Below are 25,519 nucleotides of genomic sequence, written 5' to 3'. Positions count from 1 at the left end.
ACGCTCCTCGCAGGTCACGGGTGCAGAGCGAGCACATCGTGCCCCGGCGGGCAGCAGGCCCGGCACCCCCACCTGGGCGTGCCGGGGTCAGAGGAGGCCGAGTTCCCTGGCCCGCGCGATCGCCTCGACCCGGTTGCGGGCACCGAGTTTCTGCAGGACGCTGCGCAGGTAGCTCTTCACGGTGTTGCGCGAAATGTCCATCGCTGCGGCGATTTCCGGGTTGCTCTGCCCCAGTGCGACGCGCCGGAGCAGCTCGTACTCGCGCGGCGCGATCACCTGGCTGGGCGCGCCGTTCTCACCGGTGACGACGGTGGGCAGTGCGCCGGTGCGCGCGACGGTGAGGATGGCGTGCACGAGATCGCCGCGGGCGGCGTCCTTGATCAGCACCCCGTGCGCCCCGGCGTCGACGGCGGCCTGCACACCGGCGTGTTCGGGATACGCGGTGAACAGCACGACTTTCACGCCCGGTAGCGCTCGGAGCAGGTCCGGGATGATCTCCGGCGCGAGGGTTCCGCCGAGGCGCAGGTCGAGCAGGACCACGTCGGGACGGAGCTCGCGCGCGGCGGGCAGGGTGTCCGCGGCGGAGCCGGCATACCCGACTACGCGCAAGCTGCGCGCGGCGCCGAGCTGGGCCGTGACCCCGTCCCGGACCACCGGATGGTCGTCGACCACCAGCACGCGCACCGGTTCGCCATTCGTGATGTCCACGCTGCTCCTCTCGCGTGCATCGTAGTGTCGCGCGTACATTCGCGGGTAGCCGAATGTGGAGTGTGGCGGGATGGACCGTGGAGAACTCACCGATCTGAACGCTGTTCTGACCACGCTCGCCGGGCTGGACCGGCTCTACCGGGAGTCGCTCACGGTCGCCGACCGGCATGCGGCGCTGCGGCAGTCGGTTGCGCGGCTGATCGAATCCGGGGTGCTGGACGTGGCCTGGGCAGGCGAGCCGGGGGACGGGCCGGACCTGACCATCGGCGTCACCGCGGGCACCCGCACCGACCTGCTCACCGGGCTGCCGGTGCCGTCCGGGTCGGGGCTCACCGGGAAGGTGTACGAGCACGCGGCAATGGATTGGGTGAACGAGTACGCCACGGCGCCGTCCATCACGCACGAGTTCGACCGGCACATCCAGGCCGAAAGCATCCAGCGGCTGATCGCGATCCCGATCGTGCACGACGGCCGGACCCTCGGTGTGCTGGCCGCGGGCGCCCGCAAGGCCGGTGCGTTCGGTGACCGGGCGATCGAGCAGGTCGTGGCCGCCGCCAACAGCGCCGCTTTCGCGGTCACCGCAGCAGAACGCGCGCGACACGCGGCCGAACTCGCCGTGCACGAGGAACGACGTCGGGTCGCATTGGAATTGCACGACACGGTCGGCGCGCTGCTGTACGCGATCGGCAGCGGATTGCGTGGCCTACGCGAACCCTCGGCGCCGGAAACCGCCGACCGGATCACCGCATTGGAAGCACAAACCGCCGAGGCATCCCGTTTCCTGCGCGATGCCCTTCGCGCCCTGCACGCTTCTCCGACGGAACTCGCCCTGACCGCCGCCGTGCACGCCGAATGCCGGGCGCTCGAAGAACGAACGGCAATACAGACACACGTGCTCACCCTCGGCGATCTCCCGCCGCTGAGCCGGGAAGTACTCGAACCGATCACCCGCGCAGTGCGCGAAGCCCTGCACAACGTCGAGAAACACGCTGCTGCGCAGTCGGTTGCGGTGACCTTGTCCGCCACCGAGAACGAGGTGGTCATTGCGGTGACCGACGACGGGACCGGGTTCGACCCCGATCCGGCCACCGCGGGGATCGGGCTGGCCGGGTCGGCGCATGCGCTGGGGGCGATCGGGGGAGCGCTGGACGTCCAGGCGAATCCGGACGGCGGAACTCGGTGGCGGGCCCGCATTCCACGGTGATTCCGGCCAGATCCCCGGTCCGGGCTCCGCGCGGCGTGGAAAGAACCGCTGGCGCGGCACACTCGTGCATGTTTTAATTATCCAGTACAAAGTAAGTACGTGCTAGTACAAAATGGAGGCTCGATGCCTGCGTTCGTCATCGCCAACATCGCGGTCCACGACCCGGAGAACTACGAGGAATACCGGCGCGACTCGCCGCCGCTCACCGCCGAGTTCGGCGGCCGGTATCTCGTCAAGGGCGGCGAAACCGTTTCCCTGGAAGGCGATTGGCGGCCGAACCGGTTCGTCCTCATCGAATTCGCCGACCTCGAGCAGGCGCGCCGCTGGTACACCAGTGATCGCTATGCGCCGCTGCGCGGCGTCCGGCAACGGACTGCCGATACGCAATTGCTGCTCGCGGACGGATTTGCCGAGCCGCATTAGCCGACGACGGGGGTTTACTCAAGGTCGGCGCCACGCGGCGAGCGGGACCCCGGGCAGGATCGTGCTGGTGATTTCGCCGAGCGGCCCGGCGGAGAGGCGGACTTCGTCGCCCGGGGCGAGCCAGCCGCGGAAATCGTCGGCGCCGGAGTGTTCCAGCAGGCACCCAGTGGGGACCGTGCCCGCCGCGATCACCTCTCCGGGTACCAGATCGACCCCGGCCGACGCGTACGCCACGAGTTCCGAAAAGGTCCAGTCCATCCCGGCGTACCGCGTCCCCGGGGCGGTCACCTCCTCGCCGTTGACCTGCACGCTGACCGGGAAGTCGAGGCCGTCGGCACGCACGAACGGCGCGGCGTCCGCAGCGGGCAGAATCCACGGACCGAGGGAAATGGCCGAGTCTTTCCCTTTGCCCTGCCCGATTTGCATGGCGCGCTCCTCGGTCTGGATGTCACGGGCGCTCCAGTCGCAGTACAGGACGTATCCGGCGATTGCCTCGCCTGCCTCGGCGAGGGTGAGGTCGCGACCACCTTTTCCGACGACCACGGCGATTTCCAATTCGAAGTCGAACGCCTTGCTCCCGGCCGGAATCGCGATGTCGGCAGAGCACGAATGCAGGGAGTGCGGATTCGCGAAATAGAACGCGGGACGCGCGGCCCATTCCGGTGGCAGGGGATCGACGACACCCCGGCTGCGCCGCGTGTTCCGGATGTGCTGCAGGTGGCCGACGAAGTCGCGCAGGCTCGCCGGACTTGGCACCGGGGCAAGTAATTCCCATTCACCAGCGGGTACGGTCTCACCGCCGGGCTCGGAGCGGAGCGCGTCGGCGAGACTCAGGTTCGGCGGCAGCAGGCGGAATCGGTCGTCGCTTTCGACGAACGCGAAGCGAGACTCGCCGCGTGCGCGGACCCGGACCAGCTTCATCGAGGAATCCTTTCGGCACAATCATTGCGGGATACGGAAACGGCGGACCTTGCCCACGCTCGTGCGGGGAAGCTCGCCGATGAGATGCCAAGCGCGCGGGCGGGCAGCGGGCGGAAGATTGCCCACGGCCCAGTTCTCCAGCTCGGCCGGTGTCGGTGGAGCGGCCTTGTCCTTGGGTACGACATAGGCGACCGGTACCTGGTCGCGCACCGGATCGGGCCGCGCGACCACGGCGACCTCCAGCACCCCGGGGGCCTGCGCGGCGGCCGCTTCGACCTCGGTGAGGCTGACGTTCTCGCCGGACACCTTGATCACGTCGTCGACCCGGCCGACGAAGCGCAGCGCACCGTCGTCCCGCACGGCCAGGTCACCGGTGTGGAACCAGACGTGGTCGCCGTCCGGGGTGAAGGCCGCGGCGTTGAGTTCGGGCGCGTCGAGGTACCCGGCGAACAGGTCCCGGCCGCGTTCGCCGCGGACCCAGATCTCGCCGGGAGTCCCGTCCGGGACGTCGCGGCCGTCGTCGACCAGCCGGATCTCGCGCACCGGCGGGCCGATGACGTCGTGCACCGGCGGATTTCGGTCGTCGGCGGTGACGATCGCAACGGTCTCGGTCATCCCGTAAAGCTGGCGCGGCAGCGTGCCCACGAGCTTGCCGAACGCGCGGTGATGCTCGACGCCCAGGCTCTGCGCGAACCAGACGTGCTTAAGCGCGAGCGGCTCGATCTCCGGACAGCGAGCCAGGATCATCCGGATGGGGGCAGCGAACAGGCTGGCATGCGTCACGCCGAGTTCGCGTGCCACAGGTACCCAGGCCGACGCCGAGAACGACGCCGTCAGGGCCACGCTCGCGCCCGCGCGGATCGCGGGCGCAAAGCAGTAGTACTGCGCGTTGGCATGAAAGAGCGGCAGCGTGACAAACCATCGGTGCTCGGGGCGGAGTCCGGTCGCCATTGCCGTCGCGACCTGGGCATAGTTGGCCTGGGTCAGCTCGACGCCCTTCGGTTCCGACGTCGTACCCGACGTGAACATCACCGCGAGCCGGGCATCAGGGGTCGCCGGACCGGCAGCGAGAGGTGCGCCGCGCAGGAGTGGTGAATTCCGGTCCACATCGGACGCAGTCTCGGAAACCTTTATCGCCACGGCACCTTCCGGCAAAGCAGTTCGGCTGGCTGCCACCACCGACAAGACCGGCTGGACCCGGCGGAGCTGGCTGCGGAGATCGCGGGTCGACGACGCCGGGTCGACCGGCACCATCCAGGCGCCGAGCCGGGCCACCGCCAGCCACACCGCCACGAACACCGGCGAGTTGCGCAGGACGAGATGCACGGCGGAACCCGGTGTCACCCCCGACTCCGCGAGGGTCCCGGCCACGCGGGCGACCACGTCCTCGAACTCGGCATAGGTCCACCGGGTGGTCGTGCCGGACTCCTCGCGGAACAGCAGGAACGGCCGGTCGCCGTGCTCGCCGACAGTACGCCGCCATACCTCGTCGAAGGTGCTCACGCGCCCAGCATGGATGGCGCGGAAACGCACCGGCAATGACGTCTTTCGTGCTGCCGGTGTGCAGAACTGCAGATGTGCATTGCTGCACATCCAAGGCACGCAAGACGTCATTGCGGCGCGCCGTCGCGTGGCACAGGCTTCAGCCAGGTTCTCTGTGCTTCTGCACCGGATCGAAGGTGAGGAAACCGTGGCAGCGACGCCGTACACCACCGGGCTCAACCGGATCGCCGACGGGTGTTACGCCTGGTTCGAGCCGCCGGGGAGCTGGGGACTCGCCAACTCGGGCATCGTGGTGGCGGGCGACGAAGTGCTCGTCGTCGACACCCAGAACGACGTGCCCCGGGCGCGGAACCTGCGGAACGCGGTGCGCGAGGTGGCCGGTCCCCGCGAAATCACCACCGTGGTCAACACGCACGCCGACGGTGACCACTGGTTCGGCAATCTGCTTTTCGAGGAGGCGCGGATTTTCGCCACCGAGGAGGCGGCCGCGCAAATGCGCGAACTCCGGCGCGATCCGCGGATCATCCGCAAGACCGCCGAAGCCGCGCCCGGACCGGCCCTGCGCAATTTCCTCACGTGGCGCGCCGACATGTTCGACTACACCGGCTGGCGGCCGGTCTTCCCGACCGACACCGTTTCCACGTCGAAGTCGCTGACCGTGGGCGGAATCCAGGTCGACCTGATCCCGGTCGGTCCGGCGCACACCACCGGCGACGTTCTCGTGCACGTGCCGGAGCACGGGGTCGTGTTCGCCGGGGACATCGTGTTCCACCGCACGACGCCGATGGTGTGGACCGGTCCGCTGTCCAATGTGGTCGCCGCGTGCGAGCTGATCCTCTCGCTCGACCCCGCGGTGGTGGTCTCCGGGCACGGCTCCGCGGCCGAGCGCACGGGGATCCGCGACCTCTGCGACTACCTGACCATGGTGCACGAGCACGCTTCGGCGCGCTTTGCCGCCGGGGACACGTCGTTCGAGGCGTTCAAGAGCATCGACCTCGGCAGGTACCGGCTCTGGGCGCACGGTTCGCGGGTGTTCCAGGCGATCAACGCGGTGTACCGGGAGCTCGATCCGGACGGCGAGCAGGTGCCGTACCACGAGGTCATGGAAACCGTGCTCGCGCACGACGCGTACTGACTCTTCGACTCAAGGGTGTGTTGCAATGGTGCTCTCGCCACAGTCCGAACAGCGTCGGATCCGGCGGAACATCCGCCTCGGCTCGCTCGGGGTCGGTCTCGAGAACTACGACCTCGTCGTCTACCTCTACGTCGCGACCCTGATCAGCAAGGACTTCCTGCCCTCCGGATCGTCCGAAACGCTCCGGCTGGCCCAGACTTTCGCGATTTACGCCATCGGTTTCCTGATCCGTCCCGTCGCCGGAATTCTCATTGCGCGCATTGCGGATCAGGTCGGCCGGAAACGGTTGTTCGTGCTCAACGTGATCGTGATGTCCGCGGCCACGCTCGCCACCGGTCTCCTGCCGACCTACGCGCAGATCGGCTGGCCAGCCCCGATCCTGCTGATCCTGATGCGGGCGATCCAGGGCTGCGCGATGGGCGGTGAAGTCCCCGCGGCGGCGGTTTTCGTGACCGAACACGCTCCTCGTGGCGGTGTCGCGAGAGCCGGATCATTCCAGCAGATGGTGACCTTCATCGGGCAGCTGTGCGGTGCCGGGGTCGCTTTCCTGAGCGGGGTCATCGCCGCGAACCTGACGCCGGGAATGCCCGACCTGGCGTGGCGGCTGCCGTTCCTCGTCGGCGGAGTCCTCGGTGTCGTGTCGATGTATCTGCGCCGCAAGCTCGACGAAACGCCGGTCTTCAGTGCGTCCGAGCGCACCGTTCAGAAGAGCCCGGTGCGCGAGGTGTTCAGGAACCACCGTCGCGCGGCCTTGTTCGGCGCGGCAATCGTGTCGACGCTCGTCATCGGCAACACCGCCTACATCGGTTTCTGGCCGACGTATCTCCAGCATTCCCTGCACATTTCGCCGACGAAAGCCCTCATGACGAGCCTGGTGTCGATTTCGGGGGCGCTCGTGCTGATGCCGGTGTGGGGCCGGGTCGCCGACCGTTTCGGCTGGCGGCGGGCGCTGCTCTGCGCGGCGGCGATCTCGGCCGCGGGGTCCGTGCTGCTGCTCGTGGTGCTGCCGGGGCTCCCGGCCGGGTCGAGCCTCGTCTACTGGATCGGCCTGCCGGGCGCGATCGGGTCCGGCGCGTCCATCGCGATGGTGCCCGGCCTGGTGTCGTCCCTGTATCCCGCGGAGGTCCGCCAGACCGGCTACTCGCTGTCGTACAACCTGGTCATCGCCTCCATCGGCGGGGTGCTGGGGCTGGTCATGGTCGGCCTGATCTCGCTGCTGGGCGTCGGCGCGCCGATGTACCTCGCGCTGGTCGGAGTGGGCGTCTCGGTCGTCGCGGCGGTAGTGGTCGCGAAACTCCCGCTGTACCTGGGTCGCACCGCCGGGCCCCGACCCGCCGACGACACGTCCAGCCGCACGGGCGATGCTGCTCATGCCGGATGAGCAGCGATGGAGGACGAACATGCGGGCGTACGGATTCACCCAGGTCGGCGGGCCGGACAACGAGGCGTTCCTGGAGGTCGGAGTGCCCGAGCCGGGGCCGGACGAGCTTCGGGTCCGGGTGCGGGCGGCCGGGGTGAATCCGGGGGACTGGCGGTTGCGGGAGGGCTCGTACGGCACCGCCGGGCAGGCGGTGCTGGGCCGCGAGGTCGCCGGAACCGTGACCGCGGTCGGCGAGGGCGTGAGTGGATTCGCCGTGGGGGACGAGGTTTTCGGCGGCTGCCCGGGCATGGTCGGCGGATGGGCGGAGGAGGCCATCGTCACGGCTTCCTTTGCCGCGCACCGGCCTCCCGCGGTGAGCCCCGAGCTGGCGGCATCCCTGCCGGTCGCGGCGGGGACGGCGTGGGACGCGCTGGAGGGCCTCGCGCTCCCGGCGGGCGCGACGCTGCTGGTGAACGGCGCGGGCGGCGGGGTCGGGATTCCGATGCTGCAGCTCGCCCGGGACCAGGGACTGCGGGTGCTCGGGACGGCCAGCCCGGCCAAGCACGAGATCGTGCGGCGGTACGGCGGAATCCCGGTGGCGTACGGCGACGGCGTGCTCGACCGGCTCCGCGCCCTCGCACCGGACGGCGTCGACGCCGTGTTCGACCTGGTCGGCGGCGACGCGCTGCGGACCGTCGCCGAGCTCGTGGCCGACAAGTCGCGGCTGCGGTCGGTCGCCGACAAACCGTTGGTCGGGGAGCTGGGCGGGCAGGACGTCACGCGGGATCGCAGCACGCGCGTGCTGACCGAGCTGGTCCGGCGGGTCGAGGCAGGAACGCTCGATCCGCTGGTGACGGAAATCCGGCCCTTCGAGGACGCCAAGGCCGCGCTCGCGCTGGTCGAGGACGGGCACTCGCTGGGGAAGGTTGTGTTGCGGATGGCCGCTTGACGCGGCCTTCCGGAAGGGAGGAACACATGCAGGCGATGATGGTCGCGCAGGGGCCGGGACCGGCGATTCAGCTGCGCGAAATCGAGGCTCCGGAGCGGTCGGCCGGTCAGGTCCTCATCGGGGTCCGGGCCGCGTCGGTCAACCGGGCGGATCTCGCCGCTCGAGGCGGGACGCACGGGGCCAGCACCGTCGCCGGGCTCGATTGCGCGGGCGTCGTGCTCGAAGCCGATGCGGATTCCGCGCTGGCGCCGGGTGATCGCGTGATGACCATCGTGGGTGGCGGGTTGGCGGAACGGGTGGTCGTCGACGATCGCTTGCCGATCCGCTTGCCGGACGCGTGGTCGTTCGAAATGGGCGCGGCCGCAGTGCTGGCGCTGATGACCGGGCACAACGCGCTGCGCACGGCGGGACGGCTCATCCCCGGCGAGACCGTTCTGGTCAACGCGGCCCGGTCGGGCGTCGGGCAGGCCACCATCCGGATCGCGAACGAGCTCGGCGCGAGCCGGGTCATCGCGGCGGTGCGGTCGTTGCGGGACGAGGAGTTCCTCAAGGAACTCGGCGCGGACACCGTGGTCGGGACCGGTTCGGGTGCCTTCGCCGACGCCATCCGGGCGGCCACCGACGGACACGGTGTGGACGTCATCGTCGACCACGTCGGCGGTCCTTATCTCGAACAGCACGTCGCCGCGGCAGCCGTGAAGGGCCGCATTGTGGGCGTCGGGCGGCTCGGTGGTGCGCTCGGCTCGCTGGACCTGGAAACGTTGGCATTCAAGCGGTTGGAGATCGTCGGCGTCACGTTCCGCACCCGGGACAACGCCGAGAAGGCCGCGATCGCCGCCGGGGTCCGCGCTGATCTGTCCGCGGCGCTGCACGGCGGACGGCTCGACCCGCGGATCGACCGCATCATGCCCTGGACGGACGTCCTCGAAGCCCAGGACGTCCTTGCCGCGGACGAACATCTGGGCAAGATCGTGCTGACCGTTTCGGCGAACGCGTGAGCGGCCTCGCCGCGGAATTGTGGCGGCGCTGGCAGTCGAGGGTACCTGGTGGGCCGCTGCCGGTCACGGCGGAGGAGGCATGGCCGGTCCAGCTGGCGTTCACCGAACTGGCCGGGCCGCGGGCGGGGTGGAAGGTCGCAGCGAGCAGCCTCGCCGGGCAGCGGCACCTCGGGGTGTCCGGTCCGCTGGCCGGGCCATTGCTCGCGCCGGGGGTCCGGGCGGACGGCGACCGGGTGCCGCTGACCTCGATGGCCTCGGCCGAGCCCGAAATCGCGTTCGGGTTCGGCGCGGACCTGCCTGCCGGACGCCGGTACGACCGCGCAACAGTCCTGGCCGCCGTGTCGGACGTCCTCCCGGCCATCGAGATCCCGGACTCCCGTTTCCTCGACGTGTCCGCTGCCGGGGAAGCACAGCTGGTCGCCGACCTCGCATGCGCCGGATTCGTCGTGCTCGGCGAGCCTCTCGAACGCTGGCGTGCCGAGGAGTTGCGGGACCACTGGGTCGTCCTGCGGATCAACGGAGCCGTTTCGTCCGAGGGTTTCGGAGCCAACGCGCTCGGCGATCCCTGTGACGCCCTGGTCTGGCTGGTCGACACCGTCACCGGACAGGGCAACGACATTCGCGCGGGCGAGGTCGTGCTCACCGGCGCCGCCGCGCCGCCGCGGACCATTCGAACCGGCGACGTCGTCACCTGCGAGATCGAGAATGCCCGGCCGCTGACTGCGATCGTCGGCTCAGACCGGGGCGCGCTCGGGTAAAAGCGTTGCGGCGACGGCTTTCAGTTCGGCGACCGTGGCTGCGACAGCCGGTCTTCGCAAGGCTTCGACACGTGTCACGAGCCAGTAGCCGACTGTCGCGGTGATTTCGTCCGGCATCACCTGGATGAGGTCTTCGTGTTGCCGCGCAAGGAAAGTGGGGATCAACCCGAGCCCGGCACCCGCTCGGGTGGCGGCCACGTGCGCGAACACATTGGTGGACGTGACCGCTTCGCGCATGTCGGGCACCACGCGGCGGCCGACGTCGAGGTCGTCGATCTGCAGCATCGACGGGATGAAGTAGACCAGCCCGTGCGTGGTGAGATCCCGCACCGACGCCGGAGTGCCTTGTGCCGCAAGGTAATCGCGGGAGCCGAACAAACCGAGAGTATAGGAGGCGATCTTGACCGCATCGGCCCGGAGCACCCGAGGTTCCCCGACGACCACCTCCAAATCCAGCCCGGAGCGATGCACGGTGGCGGGGCGGGTGGACGACACGATCTCGATGCTCAGGCGCGGATGTCGGCGGCGCAGCCGGGCGGCCGCCGGGGCCACCACGAGCACGCTGAACGCGTCCGGGGTGGACAGCCGCACGACGTCGTCGAGCAGCGTTTCGTCGGCGCCGCTGCGCAGCTCGTGCAGGGCTTCGTCGAGGCGTTCGGCGGTGCGCAGGGCCTGCCGTCCGAGCGGGGTGAGGTCCCAGCCGGAGGTCGACCGCATGAGCACCCGGCCGCCGAGCGCCCGTTCGAGCGAGTCGATCCGGCGGGCGACCGTGGTGTGGCTGAGCCCGAGCGTCTCGCTCGCGCGCGTGTACCGTCCGGCACGCGCGACCTCGAGCAGGATCAGGAAGTCGTCCGCGCTGACCCGGGGCATGGCGCTAGCCGTCTCGCCGGCCGAGGAGGCTCAGCAGCATGCGCGTGAGGACCTCGTAGGTTTCGGTGAGGTCGACGCGGTCCGGGCTGAGGTTCCATTGCTGGTTGACCCCGATCACGGTGCCGAAGACCATCACCGCGAGCGCGTCGGGGCTCACCCCGTCCGGAAGCAGCGACGCGACGTCGGGCTGCCGCGCCCATTCGCTGACGTGCGAGCGGAAGTTGTCGTGCAGCTTGATGAACGACTCGTGGATGGGGGATTCGGGCTGGCTCGCTTCGAGCAGCAGGGCGAGCATCAGCTGCGTCGTGCGGCTGCGGATCGCCCGGGTCGCCATGTGGGCGAGGTCGTGCGCGCCTTCCGGGCCCGGCCGCAGCGGCGCCGCGGCCCGCGACGAGGATGCTTCGTCGTAAATGTGGTCGACGACCGCGACCAGAAGTCCTTGTTTGTCCCCGAAATGCCAGGGAATGGACCCTCGGCTGACGCCTGACCGGTTGGCGACGTCGATCAGTGACGTCTGCTGGTAGCCCTGCTCGGCGAACAGTTCCGCCGCAGCGGACAAGATCATCTCGCGGCTCTGCCGTGTGCGCTCGTCTCGCAGCCCGGACATCGCGCCTCCTTCGCTGGCTTTCCCGAGACTGTACAGCCTGACAGTTGCCGTGTCTCCTGACATCCCCTATTCTGCTCAACACAGGCGCGGCCAGCCGGTTGAGTTTCCACCGGGGCCCATCCGCCCCTTTCCCGAGCCTGTTCGCCGACGAGGAGTTGACATCGTGAGCCCACTTGAGTGCGATACGAGCCCCGGTTCGGGTCTCCTGAAGGACTTCTCCCTGGAGATCACCGGCAAGGACCTGCGTGACCTGCAGCAGGCGGTGGCCGGAATCCCGCGCGGGACGAGGGTCAACATCACGTTCCTGGCGAACGAGGACGCCTCGGTCCGGGTCCACGCAGCGGAGGTGATCAAGAACCTCGGCTTCCGGCCGGTCCCGCACATTTCGGCCCGCCGCCTGGCTTCGCGCGAGGAACTCGGCAGCTACCTGGCGGCGCTGGCCGCGGTCGGGGCCACCGAGGACGTCGTGGTCGTCGCCGGTGATCCGGCGCAGCCGGCCGGGCCGTTCGAGGACTCGCTGGCCGTGCTCACCGGAGGCGACCTCACCGCGTATGGCGTGCGGTCGGTGGACATCGCCGGGTATCCCGAAGGGCACCCGAAAATCCCGGACGAGGTGTTGTGGCAGGCCATTCGGGACAAGACGGAAGCCCTGCGGGCGCAGGAATTGAGCTACGCCATCGCCACGCAGTTCGGCTTCGACGCGGGCGCGGTGGTGCGGTGGATCGAGCGGTTGCGCGGCGAGGGGATCGACGCTCCGGTGCGCATCGGCGTACCTGGACCGGCCGGGGTACAGCGATTGCTGCGGTATGCCAAGCGGTTCGGGGTGAGCTCGTCGGCAAGTGTGGTGCAGAAGTACGGATTCTCGCTCACCGGATTGCTCGGCACGGCGGGTCCGACACGCTTCATCGCCGATCTCCAATCCGCGATCGACCCGGCAGTGCACGGCGAAATCCTCGTGCATTTCTACACGTTCGGCGGCGTACGCGCGACTGCGGAATGGGTCCGGACTGCGAGGGCGGAATGATGGAACACATCGGCCTGTTACGGGATCACGCGAGCCTGGTCGTGCACGGCGACGACAAACGGGGAATCGTCACCGCAGTCGCCGCCGTGCTGACCCGGCATCAGGCGAACATCGTCGCGCTCGACCAGCACAGCGACAATCCCGAAGGCGGCGCATTTTTCCAGCGCACCGTGGTGCACATTCCGGGTCTGCCCGCGATTCTGCCTGCGCTGCAGGAGGATCTGGCTGCCACCGTAGGCACCCAGCTGGGATTGCACTGGCGGTTACGGGATCTTTCCGTTCCGTTGCGAGTGGCGATCCTCGCGTCCAAATCGGACCACTGCCTGCTCGACCTGCTGTGGCGGCAACGGCGGCAGGAACTGCCGATTTCCGTCTGCATGGTGATTTCCAACCATCCCGACGTGGCCGAGGACGTGCGGTTCTTCGACATTCCGTTCTTCCACGTGCCCAGCGCGGCCGGGAAGGACAAGTCCGACGCGGAACGCCGGATCGCCGAGCTGCTGTCCGGCAATGTCGATCTGGTAGTGCTCGCGCGGTACATGCAGATTCTGTCCGGCACCTTCCTTAAGGAGATCGACGTGCCGGTGATCAACATCCACCATTCGTTCCTGCCCGCGTTCATCGGGGCCGGGCCGTACCGCCGGGCGCAGGAACGCGGGGTCAAGCTGATCGGGTCGACCGCGCATTACGTCACCGAGGATCTCGACGAGGGGCCGATCATCGAACAGGACGTGGTGCGCGTGTCGCACAAGGAAAGCCTGGAGGAAATGGTGCGCCGCGGGGCGAATGTCGAACGCGAGGTGCTGGCCCGCGCCGTACTCTGGCACAGCCAGGACCGGGTCGTCCGATGGGAGAACCGCACGATCGTTTTCTGAACCGCCCCCGCTACCGGAAGGACTCCCATGCAGTCGCTGCAAGATCTCGTCGACCGCCTGCCCGGCCTGGTCGACTACTTCTACCACGAAACCCAGGCGCCGACGTTCAAATCCGCCGGCGGCCGGGCAGCGGCGCTCACCCCGCCCGCGTACTCCAACTGGCGCGGCGAGCAACGTGCCTGGAGCGAAACTGCCGTGCTGTTCCAGCAAACCCACAACATGCCGGAACTGTTCCTCGACGGCCCGGACGCACTCAAGCTGCTCGAACGCCTCGGCGTGAACACTTTCGCGAATTTTCCCGCCGATCGGGCCAAACAGTTCGTCGTCTGCACGCCGGACGGCCACGTGATCGGGGAAAGCATTCTTTACCGGCTCGGCGAGCAGAGTTTCGAACTGGTCAGCGGAATGCCCGCGCTCGACTGGGTGCACTACCATGCCGAAACCGGCGGTTACGACGTTTCCGTGGTCCGCGACGACCAGTCCACCGACAATCCCACCGGCCGCCGGGTACGATTCCGGTTCCAGCTCGACGGCCCGAATGCGGGCGCCATTTTCGCGGCAGCGGTCGATGGGGAGCCTCCCGCGATCCCGTTCTTCCGCACCGCCAAGGTGTCGATTGCCGGACGGGAAGTCCTTGTCCTGCGCCACGGAATGGCCGGGTACAAGGGTGTCGAACTGTCCGGCGCATTCGAGGACCACGACGTGGTACGGTCCGCGCTGATCGCGGCGGGCGAGGAGTACGGGCTCGTCCCGGCCGGAACGCAGGCGTATTACAGCACCCCGTTCTCGAGTGGCTGGATGCCTTATCCGGTACCGGGTATTTACAACGGGGAAGAGCTGCGCGGCTTCCGCGAATGGCTTCCGTCGACGTCCTGGGAAGCGCGGATTCAGCTCACCGGCAGCTTCCGTTCGCCGGACATCGAGGATTACTACGTGACCCCGTACGACCTCGGGTACGAACGCGTGGTGAAATTCGACCACGATTTCATCGGGCGAGACGCGCTGGAAAAGATCGGCGCGGAAGACCGCCGTACCAAGCGAACGTTGGTGTGGAACCGCGACGACGTCGTGCGGGTGCTTGCGTCGCAGTTCGGCGAAGGTCCGCGGTACAAGGCAATCGAGCTACCGATCAGTCATTACGGCTGGAACCAGTTCGACACTGTGCAGACTACTTCCGGTGGATTCGCCGGAGTTTCCTGCCACGCCGGGTACAGCGACGGGCACCTGGTTTCGCTCGCGATGCTCGGTGCGGACAACGCGGAGATCGGTACTGAACTGGTCCTGACCTGGGGCGAGCCGGATGGCGGTTCACGCAAGCCGCAGGTCGAGAAACACGAGCAGACGGAGATCCGCGTGACGGTCGCCCCGGCGCCGTTCGCCGGTGCCGTGCAACGGATGCAGCGCAGCGGGATTGCCTGAGTTCACTCCGTGGAAGGAGAGCCGATGACCGCCGAGCTGATCGACGGAAAGGCCGTCGCCGCCAAAGTCCGGCAGGAGGTGGCGGCCAAGGTGGCCGGTGGGCCCGCGCCCGGCCTGGCCACGGTCCTGGTCGGTGAGGACCCCGCTTCGGAGGTGTACGTCCGCAGCAAACGCCGCGCCTGTGTCGCCGCGGGAATGGCCGGCTTCCACCGGCGCCTCCCCGGCACGGCGACCCAGCAGCAGGTCGACGAGGAACTGGCGCGCCTCGCCGAAGACCCCGCCGTCAGCGGCATCCTCCTGCAATTACCCTTGCCCGGCCACCTCGACGCCGACGCACTCATCGACCGTATTCCCGTGCACAAGGACGTAGACGGCCTGACTCCGGGCAACGCAGGCCGCCTGGCCCAAGGCCGCGACGGCTTACGCCCCTGCACCCCCGCCGGAATCGAACGTCTCCTCGACGAATACGCAGTCCCGCTCTCCGGCGCTAAGGCCGTAGTGGTGGGGCGCTCGGTCCTGGTCGGCCGCCCGATGGCGCACCTGCTCCTGACCCGCGACGCGACGGTCACCCTGTGCCATTCCCGCACCAAGGATCTCGCCGCCGAAACCCGGACCGCGGACATCCTGATCGTGGCCGCCGGAATCCCCGGCCTGATCGGACGGGAACACGTCCGCCCCGGCGCAACAGTGATCGACGTCGGCATCCACCGCTCCAGGGCTGGCCTGCACGGCGACGTCCGCTTCCCCGAGGTCCGCGAAATCGCCGGTCTCCTGACCCCGGTCCCCGGCGGCGTCGGTCCCATGACGATCGCGATGCTGCTGGCCAACACCCTCCACGCAGCTCGCCGACAGGAGCCCTGACATGGCCGTTTTCGTCCTGGTCCACGGCGCCTACCACGGCGGCTGGTGCTGGCGCCGAGTGTCCGACCGCTTGCGGGCGCAAGGCCACACCGTGCACACCCCGACCCTCACCGGCCTGGGCGAGCGAGCCCACCTCCTGACCCCCGCCGTCGGCCTGCAGACGATGATCGACGACGTCGTCGGCACCTGCGAGGCGGAGGAAGTAACGGACGCCATCCTGGTGGGCCACAGCTTCGGCGCCCTCCCAGTTCTGGGCGCACTCCCACGCGTCTCGCAGCGACTCACACATGTCGTAGTCCTGGACGGCATCGTCGCGAGACCGGGCACCTCCGGCTTCGCCGCCCTGAACCCGGACGCACTGGAAGAACGCACCCCAACCGGCCCTTTCCTGCCGCCACCCCCACCGTCCATGTTCGGCGTAACCACCCCGGACGACGCCGCATGGCTGACCCGCCGACTGACCCCGCACCCCCTGCAGCCTTACCTGGACCCGTTCCCCGCACCAGGTCCGCTGGGCGCGGGAGTCCCTGTCACCTACCTACGCTGCACCGCCCCGCTGTTCCCCGGCGTCGATGGATCCGCCCGGCTAGCGGAAACCGAAGGCTGGACGATGCGCGAACTGGCCGCCACCCACGACGCGATGATCACCCATCCCGGGGAACTAACGTCAGAACTCACCGGGATCGCCGCGCGGAGGCGTACTTCGCGCTGGCCCCGGTGAGCGTGGTGTCATACGCACATAACATACAGAGGTCGTCACGGCCGCACATCGCCGAACACCAAGTTCGATAGATATGCGTGGTACCTCAAAAGCCGTATCTTTCCTTGCGAAGGCGGAACGCCTTCTCACCCCCTTCCATGACCTTCGTGATCTCGTCCCGAAGGCCGGGGACGTCTATCGCGCCTTGCAAGCTGATTTTTCCGCCGGACTGGTCTCCTGCCTTCCGGTAGTCGCATGCGACGACAAGTTCCGCATCACCGTTCACCACCAGGTTGGCATTGTGGCTTGCAAAAACAATTTGCCGTCCTGATTTGGTCTTCCAGATCTGTGCCACGACGTCTTGTATGACCTGGCTGTCGAGGTCATCTTCCGGCTGGTCAATGATCAACGGTGCTCCCGTTTGTGAAAGAAGGACCCGTAGCAATGCGGTCGCTTGCTGGCCGGCTGATGCGGCACTGAAGGCGATGAACTCCTCCTCTTTTGTTTGATACTCAAAAACGGGTTCGTCGCTTATGGGTGTGAGTGAGAGATCGAGCCACGAATCTGGTGTAATCTGGGTTCTGATGCGGTGCTGGTCGGCGATTGGGAAGCCGAGTCGAGTTAGGTTCGGTGTCGCCTCGGAAGTATGTTGGGCATCCGCTTCCAGTAGTAGAATTGACTCGATTTCATTCAGTACCTCCTCCCAGGTCGCCAAGGGGGCCGACTCGTCGCGAAGCCCTGAGAAAAGCTGCTCGACCCGTCCTCCGCGAACCCCGGACCCTTGAATGGTCGCTCGAAACTTTTGCTCGATGGCATTGATCCCTCGCCCGCGGTTGATTGATGCGCGTAAGAGTCCCTGCGATAGCTTGGTTAGTCGAATGCATTCTTCCGAAAGTAACGAAGACCGTTCCCAAAATAGGGCTACAAATTCAGATCGCAATTCGGAATGAAGAGTTCTAGGATCGCCCAGGGTCCTTCGGTCAAGCTCGTGCTGTTGAAGGAGGTCAGCTACACTCTTCCGCTGAGCTTCGATCTGGGCAAGCTCCTTTAGATGAGTCTGATGGGAAGTAGAACGTTGCTTCACTTCTTCGTAACGAATTTCGAAATCGGAAATTTCTCTTTCTAGAGCCGTTTTTGCTAGCTGTGATGTAGAGCCTGCTTCTTGGGTTTGCGCGAATGCGGTCGCTCCGGCCGCGACAGCTTCGTGCAGGCCTTCGATCGCGGATCTATTTGCGGTGAGTACCGCCGTCACAAGATCATTAAGGTGTGCCGGTGCATCGATCAGATCTTCGAGGCCTCGTGAAACCTGCTCCAATTCATTGATTAGAGCTGCAGCTGAACCATTGACCTGATGCAAATCACGTTCCTGGATCTGTAAAGACTGGCCGATGCGATCGTAGTCGGGTTTGGAATCGAGCACCATGCGATCATCTTGTGAAAGGTCAGTGAGAGAGTTGCGCAAGTTGGCTGCTTGTTCTGCAAGTGACCTTTTGGCGAGTCTCTGTTGCCTAATTGTCACGTCCAGGTGTTGTGCACGCTGCACCTTAGCATAGTTCTCGCGAATTCGCCCAGCAAGTTCTGAAATCCTTTGATCGACTGCGTCAAGATCTCGCTTGACAGGTGAGGTGACGAAACGTGTGAGTTCGTCAACTCGAAGGGCCACGCTGCTCAATTGCTTCTGACTGTACGCGTGAATAGGAAGAAGTGAGCGCACGTGGCTTTCTCGGACCTTTTCGAATTCGTCATCGCCAACTTTGAGGAGAATCTCTCCGGTTGCAGAGTCTCGTCGAACAACGTGTGGGATCTCGTTGATTGTGAAGTAGACCTCAACCTGACCAGAGACGGGCTTCAAGGTTTGTTCTACCAGTTTTTCACGACGAACTGTTGGGTCGGCAAGTTCGTCGTCGCCTGCTTGAGCTGCTTGGTCGCAAAGGCCCCAACGAAGGTAATCCAGTATGGTGGACTTTCCGGTTCCTCGTCCTCCGATTACCGAGTTGTACTGGGAGTTGAATGCTACATCGATAGGGCCGAGAAACTTGCTGTTTGAGACGTTGATCCGGGAAATGAATACACTTGGTAGTTCGGGCATTTGCTGCGAGATTCTCGACTGATACCCCAAGCATGCCTGACGCAAAGCTTCCGCCGTTGGTTCGGCCCACTTGACCCAGGTTGAGTATTTCCCGAGATCCTCTAGTGTGTCGCTTCGGCTGTCGGATGTCTGGAAGAGTGCAAGCGGCTTGCTGCCCCACGCTGCGTCCATGCCGGCGAACTTCCGAGCGTTACCCGTGCCGATACTGGCGACCGAGCCATCGAGGTAGCCGCCTACACATGGCATTTCCTTGTATTTCGATTGCATGCCAGGGCGCATGAGTGTTTGGTGGCCTTTATCGGTCACATTTGGTAGTACAATAAATCGGCCTTTGAGCCAAGTTCGTTGGTTGAGTAGCTCGTATAGCTTGCTTAGGCTCGAGATGTGTTCGAGTGGTTTTACGTCGGGAAGCTTTCCGGCCTGTTCATTGTGTTGCTCACAGGCCAAGGCATCCAGTACCTGGGGGAGGCGATCATCCGGCATGTCGGCGTCGAGGATCAACAGGGCTTGACACGGAACTCCCAGGGTAAGTTCGACACCGGGGAAGACGACGAGCTGTTGATCTAGTGGAATCGGACGACCGTCTGGGCCCGTCTCGCGCTGAGCGGCAGCCCTGATCAGTGGTGCGAAGACAAGGTCATGGTGATCGGTGATCGCAACCGCATCCAACCCGAGTGCACGACATTTTGCCACAAATCTGCTCGCATATGATTTCCGATCTTCGAGTGTCCGCGGACGCCGACCTTTCCATTGGGCGTCACGGGGTGAATGCACCTGAAAGTCGCATCGATAAAAGTGTGCGCCGCTATCGTCACGCATGCTTGTCAGTCTCGTTCATCCTCTCAGGCCACAGTTGATCGGAGCTACCCGACCGTGTCGTAGACATAGATATTCGGCCTCCTTATGCCAACAAGCATGACCATGGCGTACGGTTCAATAAGGCAACTTGCTGCAGGGTCAAACTGCCGGTTGATTAGTTAGTTGCCGTCAACCTGTCGGGCGATCCTCCAAGATTTCCTTTCCAGTTCCATGTGCAGTGATAGCCCTATTACACAAGCTGCGATGTCCGGTCCCAAGGGAGGTCGCCAATAGCCCCGAGCAGCGGTGGCTCGTTGTGATGTACCTGGACGCAGTCGACCACCGACCTTTCGGAACTTGGACCTTATCGTTCGGCAAGAACCACTTGTTACGGAGAAGAACCGGCTCACGACGAGAGAGACTGGAATTCGATTGGCGAAATTCCCTGGAGTTGGCTAAATGCTGGCTGCGGAGCCATCCGGTCGACTCTCGACCTATCCTCCTGGGTCATCGAGGACGTCGCCACATTGGCGGCTGAAGCGCTGTTGCCTGATCGGAATCGGCCAGGAACCTGGCGGGCCATCCGGGCCGACGTCGCGTGGCCGTGTCGTCCCGGCAGTCCGCTTGTTGCGCTTGTCATCGTGGGCGGAGTCATCCCGAAGCCCGCGCGCTCGTCGGCCAGCCTTCGCCGTTGGCCGAACTCGGACACGATTGCCTGACTTCCCACGACGTTCGCTCGTGCCGAAAGCCCGACGAGGTCGTTCAGCCTGAGGTTCCGGGCACCAACAGTACAACCTCACGGTAGCGATGTGGCGGGAGCAGGCGTTGCCCGCTTGCTGGCTGGAGCGGTGAGTGCCCGAATCTCCTCCGGGCCGTGGCAGCCGCCGGACGCAGGTATTCACCGGCTCCTAGTAAGCGCCATGGGACGAGGTAGCCACTCTTCATCGTGCATCGCGCACGAGGTCGACGCCGGTTGCCGCGGATGCGGTAACCGGGCTGAGAGAGCATTGCTTGCGTTGTGCTGTGGTGCGCCCTTGCGGCCAGCGGTCGGGAAGTTCTTTTCCTTCAAGACCCTTAACTGGCCAATCAACTGCGTACGTCGTCGACGGAGCATGACATTGCGTTTGTCGGTGAGCTTCTTGCTAGACGTGACGCGTGGTCAGGTATAGCGGGTGTGTCAGATACTGGAACGGCCGTCGTCCGTACGTCGCCGCGCACCGTGTGCTGCCGAGGTGTGAACAAGGACCGCGATGGTGGGCGATACTGGGATCGAACCAGTGACCTCTTCGGTGTGAACGAAGCGCTCTCCCCCTGAGCTAATCGCCCGTTTCAGCAACTCGCCGGCCTTGGGGTAGGCCGGAGTGCGCGATACTGGGATTGAACCAGTGACCTCTTCCGTGTCAGGGAAGCGCTCTCCCGCTGAGCTAATCGCGCTTGTCGCTGTGCAACGTGAGGTAAACCCTAGCGGACCGTCCGGCGACGGCTGACAGCGACCCCTCGCTACCCGGCGTGCACGGTCATCCGGACGCCGTCCGCGAGGCGGTACGGGCGGGTGTCCACGATGGCGCCCAGCAGGCGGCGCAGGCGGGACACCTCGGCGCGCACAGTGACCAGGTGCTCGGCATCGCCGTAAAGCGCGTGGCTCAAGGCAACTGCGGACAGGCCTTCGCGGCCCGCGTTCTGCAGTCGTACCAGGATTTCTGCGTGCCGGCGAGTCACCGGGCGGCGCCAGCCGGTGTCGCCGGTTTGCAGGCTCAGCAGGGGAGCGGGGGTGAGGTCCAGTTCGAGCAGGACGGCGCGGCCCGTGCCGGACGGGCGGACCAGCCAGCCGTCGCCGACGGGTTCCGGCAGGCACGCGCCCAGGCCGGGGACCGCGACTACCTGGCCTGCGCGCGGGGCGGCAATGCGTTCGCCTGCCGAGACGCCCACGCTGTGTGCCACCCAGCCGTCCTCGTCGACGACGAGTGCCGGGCCCGATGCCAGCACCGGTTCGGCGACCTGGCGTAGCCGTTCGAGGCGTTGCCGGTGCGAGCGCCACAGCTCGGATTCGGCCAGCCGGCGGCCGGTGTCGACGAGGGCGCCGATTGCGGGGTGCAGGGTGAGCGCCGGGCCGCTCACGTCGATGACGCCCAGCAGTTCGCCGGTGCGCGGGTCGTGGATCGGCGACGCCGTGCAGTACCACGGATGCTGGTTCTGCTCGAAGTGTTCACCCGCGAGCAGTTCGATCGGTGCGGCTTCGGCGAGCGCGGTGCCGATCGCGTTCGTGCCGACCCGCGATTCGGTCCATTCCGACCCTTCGGTGAAACCCAGCGTGTCCGCCCGCCGCCGGACGGCCGACGAGCCTTCGCGCCACAGGATGACGCCGTCCGCATCCGTCACTACCAGCAACATGTGCGCCGCGTCGGACGTTGCTCCCACGATCTGCCGGAGGTCTTCGATCACGTGCCGCAGCGGTGACCCGTGCCGCCGCCGTTCGATCTCGTCGCCGGGCACCGAATCGCGCGCGTTCATGCCGTCGGCGGTGAGCCCGAGGCTCAGCACACGGGACCAGGAGCGGGAGACCAGCGGGCGGGGTGGCACGACGGGACGGCTGCCGCCGATCACGGCCTCGTGCATGCGGACCAGATCGCGGGCGTAGGCGGGCAGGTTGCGGCCCGGAGGGACCGCACTGTGCACCGCCACAGTCCACCTCCCGCTGCGTTGCGTCAGCGCTTCAGCATAGGTGACCTGCGCCGATGCCGCCATGGACCAGCCGCGTGCAACTCGCTGCAACCCTTGCTGCGGGGCCGCCGCGAGGAGTGTGATCGGCACAACACGCGACACCGACGTCGGAGGAGTAGCCATGACACAGACGGTCGACCGGATCGCGCCGGCAGACTCGCCGCAGGCCCGGGTCGAGGGCTGGCTGGAGCGGTTCGAGGCCGCGCTCGCCGCTCGCGACGTCGAGGCTGCCGCGGCCCTGTTCGCCGTCGATTCCTATTGGCGTGACCTGGTTTCCTTCACCTGGAACATCAAGACCGTCGAGGGCCGCGACGGCATCGCGGGCCTGCTCGGCGGCTGCCTGGCGACGACCGATCCGCGCGGGTTCCGCACCACCGAACCGGCCACCGAGGCCGACGGCGTCACCGAGGCGTGGATCGAGTTCGAGACCGCCACCGGCCGCGCGAAGGGGCACCTGCGGCTGAAGGAAGAAGGCGCTTGGACGCTGCTCACCACACTGCGTGAGCTGAAGGGCTTCGAGGAGGCCCAGCGCGAGCGGCGGCCGAAGGGCGTGGAGCACGGCGTGGTCCGCGGCCGCCGTTCGTGGGCGGAGAAACGCGCCGCGGAGCAAGAGACGCTCGGGTACGACGAGCAGCCGTACGTCGTCGTGATCGGCGGCGGGCAGGGCGGGATCGCGCTCGGTGCGCGGCTGCGTCAGCTGGGCGTACCGGCGCTGGTCGTGGAACGCAACGACCGGCCCGGCGACTCCTGGCGCAAGCGGTACAAGAACCTCTGCCTGCACGACCCGGTCTGGTACGACCACCTGCCCTACCTGCCGTTCCCGGAGAACTGGCCGGTGTTCGCGCCGAAGGACAAGATCGCCGACTGGCTGGAGATGTACACGCGCCTGATGGAGGTGCCGTACTGGACGCGGTCCGCGGTCACCTCCGCGTCGTGGGACGACGAGGCGAAGCAGTGGCACGTCGCGGTGGAACGCGACGGCGAGCAGATCGTCCTCACCCCGCGGCACGTCGTGTTCGCGACCGGGATGTCCGGCAAGCCGAACCTGCCGTCGTTCCCCGGAATGGACGAGTTCGAGGGCGACCAGCACCACTCGTCGCAGCATCCCGGCCCGGACGCGTACGCAGGCAAGAAAGCCGTGGTCGTCGGGTCGAACAACTCGGCGCACGACATCTGCGCCGCGCTGTGGGAACACGGCGCCGACGTGACCATGGTGCAGCGCTCGTCCACGCACATCGTGAAGTCCGATTCGCTGATGGACCTCGGCCTCGGCGACCTGTACTCCGAACGCGCGCTGGCCGCCGGGGTCACCACCGAGAAGGCCGACCTGATCTTCGCGTCGATCCCGTACCGGGTCCTTCCCGAGTTCCAGATCCCGGTGTACCAGGCAATTCACGAGCGGGACAAGGACTTCTACGCCCGGCTCGAAGCGGCCGGCTTCAAGCACGACTGGGGCGACGACGGGTCCGGCCTCTTCATGAAGTACCTCCGCCGCGGTTCGGGTTACTACATCGACGTCGGTGCTTCGGAGCTCGTCGCCAACGGCAGCATCAAGCTCGCACACGGCCAGGTCGACCATCTGACCGCCAAGACGGTCGTGCTCGCCGACGGCACCGAACTGGACGCCGACCTGGTCGTCTACGCCACCGGGTACGGCTCGATGAACGGCTGGGTCGCCGACCTCGTTGGCCGGGAAACCGCGGACAAGGTCGGCAAATGCTGGGGCCTCGGCTCGGAAACGACGAAGGACCCTGGCCCGTGGGAGGGCGAGCAGCGCAACATGTGGAAGCCGACCCGGCAAGACGGACTGTGGTTCCACGGCGGGAACCTCCACCAGTCACGGCACTACTCGCTGTACCTTGCGCTGCAACTGAAAGCCCGCTACGAGGGCGTGTCCACCCCGGTGTACGGGTTGCCGGAAGTGCATCACCTGTCCTGAAATTGCCGCACCTGCCGGTCGTCCGGGCACATCCGGACGATCGGCGGGGCGATTGCCGTTCCCCGGCGGTAGCTTGCCGCCGTGATCCCCACCGAACTGAAGGAACGGCTCAGCCCGTTCCGCGACGAAGCACTCCGCAGAGATCTCCCCGCGAACGACGTCGACCGCTGGCTTTCCGAAGCCCGCGCATGCGCGACCCTGACCCACGGCGAAGGCCCGGTGGTGGCCCGGTTCGGCGGCCCGCTCCTGCTGCCGCCGGACGCCGAGGACCCGTGGTTCCCGCTCGTCGCCACCCTCGACCTGGCAACGTTTCCGGAGGGCTCCACCGGTCTCCCGCTGCCTCGTGACGGGCACCTGCTGCTCTTCGCCTTCCCGGCCTTCGACGACCCCGGCACCCCGGCATCCGACGGAGCGGTGCGCTACCTCCCGGCCGGCACGGAACTCCGGGAACGCGCGCAGAATCCGTACTTCTACGGCCCCGATTCGTCGTACCGCGAGCTGTCCGAGGCGTACCCGCAGGGCGATCTGCACCTGGCCGCCGACGTCTCCCTGCCGTACGCCGGATTCGTGGAAATCCCCGACCCGCCCTACGAAAGGCCGTTGCCAGGGCATCCCCGCTCGGAGGAACTGGCCGGCGTCTGGCTCGACACCTGCGGCGAGATCACCGCCGACGGCCCGCTGCAGATCGGCGGGTACGCCACCGACGAATCCGGCGGCGACCCGGTGCGCGGTGCCGCGGAGTTCGCCGCCGAGGCCGAGAAAGCGGGTAACCGGGCGAAAAGCGCGGTCTCCTCGGGCTGGGTGCTCCTGGCGAGCTGGAGCCCGGACATCAGCGGCTGGGAAGGGATGCAGATCCACTGGTCGATCCCGGAGGCCGACCTGTCCGCCGGGCGGTTCGAACGCGCGTACACGACGTTCTACTGGAACCCCTGATCAGCCGTTCGCTTCCCGCTCCTGCTTGAACTTCTCGTAGTCGTCGAGCATCTTCCGGTGGTAGGTGCTCAGCCACGCCATGTAGTCGCGCATGTTGGTGACCCGGCGGCGGGGGCCTTCGTCGCCGGTGCCCAGCTTTTCCAGCACGGACTCGGCGAAGGCCGCCCGCTTGTCGAGATAGGCGCGCTCGCCCGCGAGGAACGCGCCCCAGACGTCGTCCTCGACCTTGAAGAAGTGCCCGCGCTGCCCGGTCTGCGTGACCCGCTTGATGAAGCCAACGTCGACGAGCCGCCGCGTGGCCGTGGAGATCCCTGCCGGGCTGGAGCCGAGTTCCTCCATCAGCTCCGCGCTGGACATCGACGGTGCGTTGCTGAGCATGAGGCAGCCGACGATCCGGCCCTCGGCGCGCGGCATCCCCAGCGTCTGCCAGAGCATCCCCATGTCGTCGATGATCTCGTGGCGGGCCTCGTCGCCGAGATGGCGGGGCTCCCGGCTCGATCGCGGCATGCAGTCCATCCTTCCGGTTCCGGGGCGGTCACCGCTCGTGAGCATAGCCGAGTGTTTGGAAATTGTAATCTTCAGAATATTCCGAAGATACGACAAGTCTGGCACGGTAGCGGCATCGATCGCCCCGGCCGCGCTGCTGCGGCCAGCTCTCCCCGGGGATCGAGTGCGCCACCCCTGGCCGGCAACCGGCGGCCCGGGGCCCTCATGGTCAAGGAGT

22 protein-coding genes and 2 tRNA genes are annotated in these 25,519 nt (G+C 66.8%); 14 read left to right on the top strand and 10 right to left on the bottom strand.

What is annotated here, in order from left to right; genetic code table 11:
• Nucleotides 1–87 precede the first annotated feature (87 nt).
• Nucleotides 88–708 (bottom strand): response regulator, encoded by a 621-nt coding sequence (locus OO71_RS37070; protein ID WP_245633902.1) that lies wholly within the window; start codon nucleotides 706–708, stop codon nucleotides 88–90.
• Between the two features lie 70 nt (nucleotides 709–778).
• Between OO71_RS37070 and OO71_RS37065 the strand changes: the two genes are divergently transcribed.
• A complete protein-coding gene (locus OO71_RS37065; protein ID WP_051792693.1) occupies nucleotides 779–1,912 on the top strand; it encodes a GAF domain-containing sensor histidine kinase in 1,134 nt (377 codons plus the stop codon).
• A 123-nt stretch (nucleotides 1,913–2,035) separates the two neighbouring features.
• A complete protein-coding gene (locus OO71_RS37060) occupies nucleotides 2,036–2,335 on the top strand; it encodes a DUF1330 domain-containing protein (protein WP_033294686.1) in 300 nt (99 codons plus the stop codon).
• Nucleotides 2,336–2,353: 18 nt separating this feature from the next.
• Here OO71_RS37060 and OO71_RS37055 read toward each other — a convergent pair whose 3' ends face one another.
• Both OO71_RS37055 and OO71_RS37050 read right to left on the bottom strand, forming a co-directional pair.
• Complete coding sequence (locus tag OO71_RS37055) at nucleotides 2,354–3,256, bottom strand: fumarylacetoacetate hydrolase family protein (RefSeq protein WP_051792692.1); 903 nt, start codon at nucleotides 3,254–3,256, stop codon at nucleotides 2,354–2,356.
• Between the two features lie 21 nt (nucleotides 3,257–3,277).
• Nucleotides 3,278–4,759, bottom strand: coding sequence for a class I adenylate-forming enzyme family protein (locus OO71_RS37050; RefSeq protein ID WP_033294685.1), 1,482 nt, complete (start codon nucleotides 4,757–4,759; stop codon nucleotides 3,278–3,280).
• Between the two features lie 187 nt (nucleotides 4,760–4,946).
• On the opposite strand from OO71_RS37050, the gene OO71_RS37045 reads away from it, so the two are divergent.
• The 5 genes from OO71_RS37045 to OO71_RS37025 are packed head-to-tail and all read left to right on the top strand — an operon-like array spanning nucleotide 4,947 to nucleotide 9,959.
• Entirely contained in the window at nucleotides 4,947–5,894 is a 948-nt protein-coding gene (locus OO71_RS37045; protein ID WP_033294722.1) for an MBL fold metallo-hydrolase, read from the top strand.
• A 25-nt stretch (nucleotides 5,895–5,919) separates the two neighbouring features.
• Nucleotides 5,920–7,275 carry an MFS transporter gene (locus OO71_RS37040; protein ID WP_051792690.1) on the top strand — a complete coding sequence of 452 codons (1,356 nt, stop codon included), beginning with the start codon at nucleotides 5,920–5,922 and terminating at the stop codon, nucleotides 7,273–7,275.
• A gap of 19 nt (nucleotides 7,276–7,294) precedes the next feature.
• Nucleotides 7,295–8,203 carry an NADP-dependent oxidoreductase gene (locus OO71_RS37035; RefSeq protein ID WP_033294684.1) on the top strand — a complete coding sequence of 303 codons (909 nt, stop codon included), beginning with the start codon at nucleotides 7,295–7,297 and terminating at the stop codon, nucleotides 8,201–8,203.
• 26 nt (nucleotides 8,204–8,229) lie between these two features.
• Entirely contained in the window at nucleotides 8,230–9,201 is a 972-nt protein-coding gene (locus tag OO71_RS37030) for a zinc-binding dehydrogenase (protein ID WP_033294683.1), read from the top strand.
• On the top strand, nucleotides 9,198–9,959 hold the full coding sequence (locus OO71_RS37025; protein ID WP_051792689.1) for a 2-keto-4-pentenoate hydratase: 762 nt from the start codon (nucleotides 9,198–9,200) through the stop codon (nucleotides 9,957–9,959). Before OO71_RS37030 ends, OO71_RS37025 begins: the two co-directional genes overlap by 4 nt.
• Here OO71_RS37025 and OO71_RS37020 read toward each other — a convergent pair.
• Both OO71_RS37020 and OO71_RS37015 read right to left on the bottom strand, forming a co-directional pair.
• Complete coding sequence (locus OO71_RS37020) at nucleotides 9,936–10,829, bottom strand: LysR family transcriptional regulator (RefSeq protein ID WP_033294682.1); 894 nt, start codon at nucleotides 10,827–10,829, stop codon at nucleotides 9,936–9,938. The genes OO71_RS37025 and OO71_RS37020 overlap by 24 nt on opposite strands.
• Before the next feature lie 4 nt (nucleotides 10,830–10,833).
• Complete coding sequence (locus OO71_RS37015) at nucleotides 10,834–11,436, bottom strand: TetR/AcrR family transcriptional regulator (RefSeq protein ID WP_051792688.1); 603 nt, start codon at nucleotides 11,434–11,436, stop codon at nucleotides 10,834–10,836.
• A 163-nt stretch (nucleotides 11,437–11,599) separates the two neighbouring features.
• Between OO71_RS37015 and OO71_RS37010 the strand changes: the two genes are divergently transcribed.
• From OO71_RS37010 to OO71_RS36990, 5 genes are read left to right on the top strand one after another with little or no spacing between them, the layout of a single operon-like run.
• Nucleotides 11,600–12,460 carry a methylenetetrahydrofolate reductase gene (locus OO71_RS37010; RefSeq protein WP_051792687.1) on the top strand — a complete coding sequence of 287 codons (861 nt, stop codon included), beginning with the start codon at nucleotides 11,600–11,602 and terminating at the stop codon, nucleotides 12,458–12,460.
• On the top strand, nucleotides 12,460–13,335 hold the full coding sequence (purU, locus tag OO71_RS37005; RefSeq protein ID WP_211260789.1) for a formyltetrahydrofolate deformylase: 876 nt from the start codon (nucleotides 12,460–12,462) through the stop codon (nucleotides 13,333–13,335). Before OO71_RS37010 ends, purU begins: the two co-directional genes overlap by 1 nt.
• 27 nt (nucleotides 13,336–13,362) lie before the next feature.
• On the top strand, nucleotides 13,363–14,754 hold the full coding sequence (locus OO71_RS37000; RefSeq protein WP_033294680.1) for an aminomethyltransferase family protein: 1,392 nt from the start codon (nucleotides 13,363–13,365) through the stop codon (nucleotides 14,752–14,754).
• 24 nt (nucleotides 14,755–14,778) lie between these two features.
• Nucleotides 14,779–15,615 (top strand): bifunctional methylenetetrahydrofolate dehydrogenase/methenyltetrahydrofolate cyclohydrolase FolD, encoded by an 837-nt coding sequence (gene folD, locus OO71_RS36995; RefSeq protein ID WP_033294679.1) that lies wholly within the window; start codon nucleotides 14,779–14,781, stop codon nucleotides 15,613–15,615.
• A 1-nt stretch (nucleotide 15,616) separates the two neighbouring features.
• Nucleotides 15,617–16,336 (top strand): alpha/beta fold hydrolase, encoded by a 720-nt coding sequence (locus OO71_RS36990; protein ID WP_051792685.1) that lies wholly within the window; start codon nucleotides 15,617–15,619, stop codon nucleotides 16,334–16,336.
• Between the two features lie 85 nt (nucleotides 16,337–16,421).
• Here OO71_RS36990 and OO71_RS50590 read toward each other — a convergent pair whose 3' ends face one another.
• From OO71_RS50590 to OO71_RS36970, 4 genes are all read right to left on the bottom strand, one after another.
• The gene (locus OO71_RS50590; protein ID WP_033294678.1) at nucleotides 16,422–19,223 is read right to left on the bottom strand and encodes a TrlF family AAA-like ATPase; all 2,802 of its coding nucleotides are present in this window, start codon (nucleotides 19,221–19,223) and stop codon (nucleotides 16,422–16,424) included.
• A 1,230-nt stretch (nucleotides 19,224–20,453) separates the two neighbouring features.
• Nucleotides 20,454–20,528 (bottom strand) — tRNA-Val (locus OO71_RS36980).
• 36 nt (nucleotides 20,529–20,564) lie between these two features.
• Nucleotides 20,565–20,636, bottom strand: a tRNA-Val gene (locus tag OO71_RS36975).
• Between the two features lie 66 nt (nucleotides 20,637–20,702).
• Nucleotides 20,703–21,884: a sigma-54-dependent transcriptional regulator family protein gene (locus OO71_RS36970; RefSeq protein ID WP_033294677.1), complete on the bottom strand. Its 1,182-nt coding sequence runs from the start codon at nucleotides 21,882–21,884 to the stop codon at nucleotides 20,703–20,705.
• Between the two features lie 160 nt (nucleotides 21,885–22,044).
• Between OO71_RS36970 and OO71_RS36965 the strand changes: the two genes are divergently transcribed.
• Both OO71_RS36965 and OO71_RS36960 read left to right on the top strand, forming a co-directional pair.
• A complete protein-coding gene (locus tag OO71_RS36965; RefSeq protein ID WP_033294676.1) occupies nucleotides 22,045–23,862 on the top strand; it encodes a flavin-containing monooxygenase in 1,818 nt (605 codons plus the stop codon).
• A gap of 81 nt (nucleotides 23,863–23,943) precedes the next feature.
• Entirely contained in the window at nucleotides 23,944–24,795 is an 852-nt protein-coding gene (locus tag OO71_RS36960; protein ID WP_051792682.1) for a YwqG family protein, read from the top strand.
• Here the strand turns inward: OO71_RS36960 and OO71_RS36955 are convergent, their stop codons facing one another.
• Entirely contained in the window at nucleotides 24,796–25,302 is a 507-nt protein-coding gene (locus OO71_RS36955) for a GbsR/MarR family transcriptional regulator (RefSeq protein WP_051792681.1), read from the bottom strand. It lies immediately after the preceding gene.
• Nucleotides 25,303–25,519 lie beyond the last annotated feature (217 nt).

The sequence above is a fragment of the Amycolatopsis jejuensis genome (assembly GCF_000717335.1).
GTDB lineage: Bacteria > Actinomycetota > Actinomycetes > Mycobacteriales > Pseudonocardiaceae > Amycolatopsis > Amycolatopsis jejuensis.
This window is presented reverse-complemented; position numbering and strand designations above follow the sequence as displayed.

Bases quoted from the DNA above. Each gene is read 5' to 3' on its own strand.
- OO71_RS37065 (WP_051792693.1), top strand. From the start codon at position 779: ATGGACCGTGGAGAACTCACCGATCTGAACGCTGTTCTGACCACGCTC.
- OO71_RS37060 (WP_033294686.1), top strand. From the start codon at position 2,036: ATGCCTGCGTTCGTCATCGCCAACATCGCGGTCCACGACCCGGAGAAC.
- OO71_RS37055 (WP_051792692.1), bottom strand. From the start codon at position 3,256: ATGAAGCTGGTCCGGGTCCGCGCACGCGGCGAGTCTCGCTTCGCGTTC.
- OO71_RS37040 (WP_051792690.1), top strand. From the start codon at position 5,920: ATGGTGCTCTCGCCACAGTCCGAACAGCGTCGGATCCGGCGGAACATC.
- OO71_RS37035 (WP_033294684.1), top strand. From the start codon at position 7,295: ATGCGGGCGTACGGATTCACCCAGGTCGGCGGGCCGGACAACGAGGCG.
- OO71_RS37030 (WP_033294683.1), top strand. From the start codon at position 8,230: ATGCAGGCGATGATGGTCGCGCAGGGGCCGGGACCGGCGATTCAGCTG.
- OO71_RS37020 (WP_033294682.1), bottom strand. From the start codon at position 10,829: ATGCCCCGGGTCAGCGCGGACGACTTCCTGATCCTGCTCGAGGTCGCG.
- OO71_RS37015 (WP_051792688.1), bottom strand. From the start codon at position 11,436: ATGTCCGGGCTGCGAGACGAGCGCACACGGCAGAGCCGCGAGATGATC.
- purU (WP_211260789.1), top strand. From the start codon at position 12,460: ATGGAACACATCGGCCTGTTACGGGATCACGCGAGCCTGGTCGTGCAC.
- OO71_RS37000 (WP_033294680.1), top strand. From the start codon at position 13,363: ATGCAGTCGCTGCAAGATCTCGTCGACCGCCTGCCCGGCCTGGTCGAC.
- folD (WP_033294679.1), top strand. From the start codon at position 14,779: ATGACCGCCGAGCTGATCGACGGAAAGGCCGTCGCCGCCAAAGTCCGG.
- OO71_RS36990 (WP_051792685.1), top strand. From the start codon at position 15,617: ATGGCCGTTTTCGTCCTGGTCCACGGCGCCTACCACGGCGGCTGGTGC.
- OO71_RS50590 (WP_033294678.1), bottom strand. From the start codon at position 19,223: ATGCGTGACGATAGCGGCGCACACTTTTATCGATGCGACTTTCAGGTG.
- OO71_RS36965 (WP_033294676.1), top strand. From the start codon at position 22,045: ATGACACAGACGGTCGACCGGATCGCGCCGGCAGACTCGCCGCAGGCC.
- OO71_RS36955 (WP_051792681.1), bottom strand. From the start codon at position 25,302: ATGCCGCGATCGAGCCGGGAGCCCCGCCATCTCGGCGACGAGGCCCGC.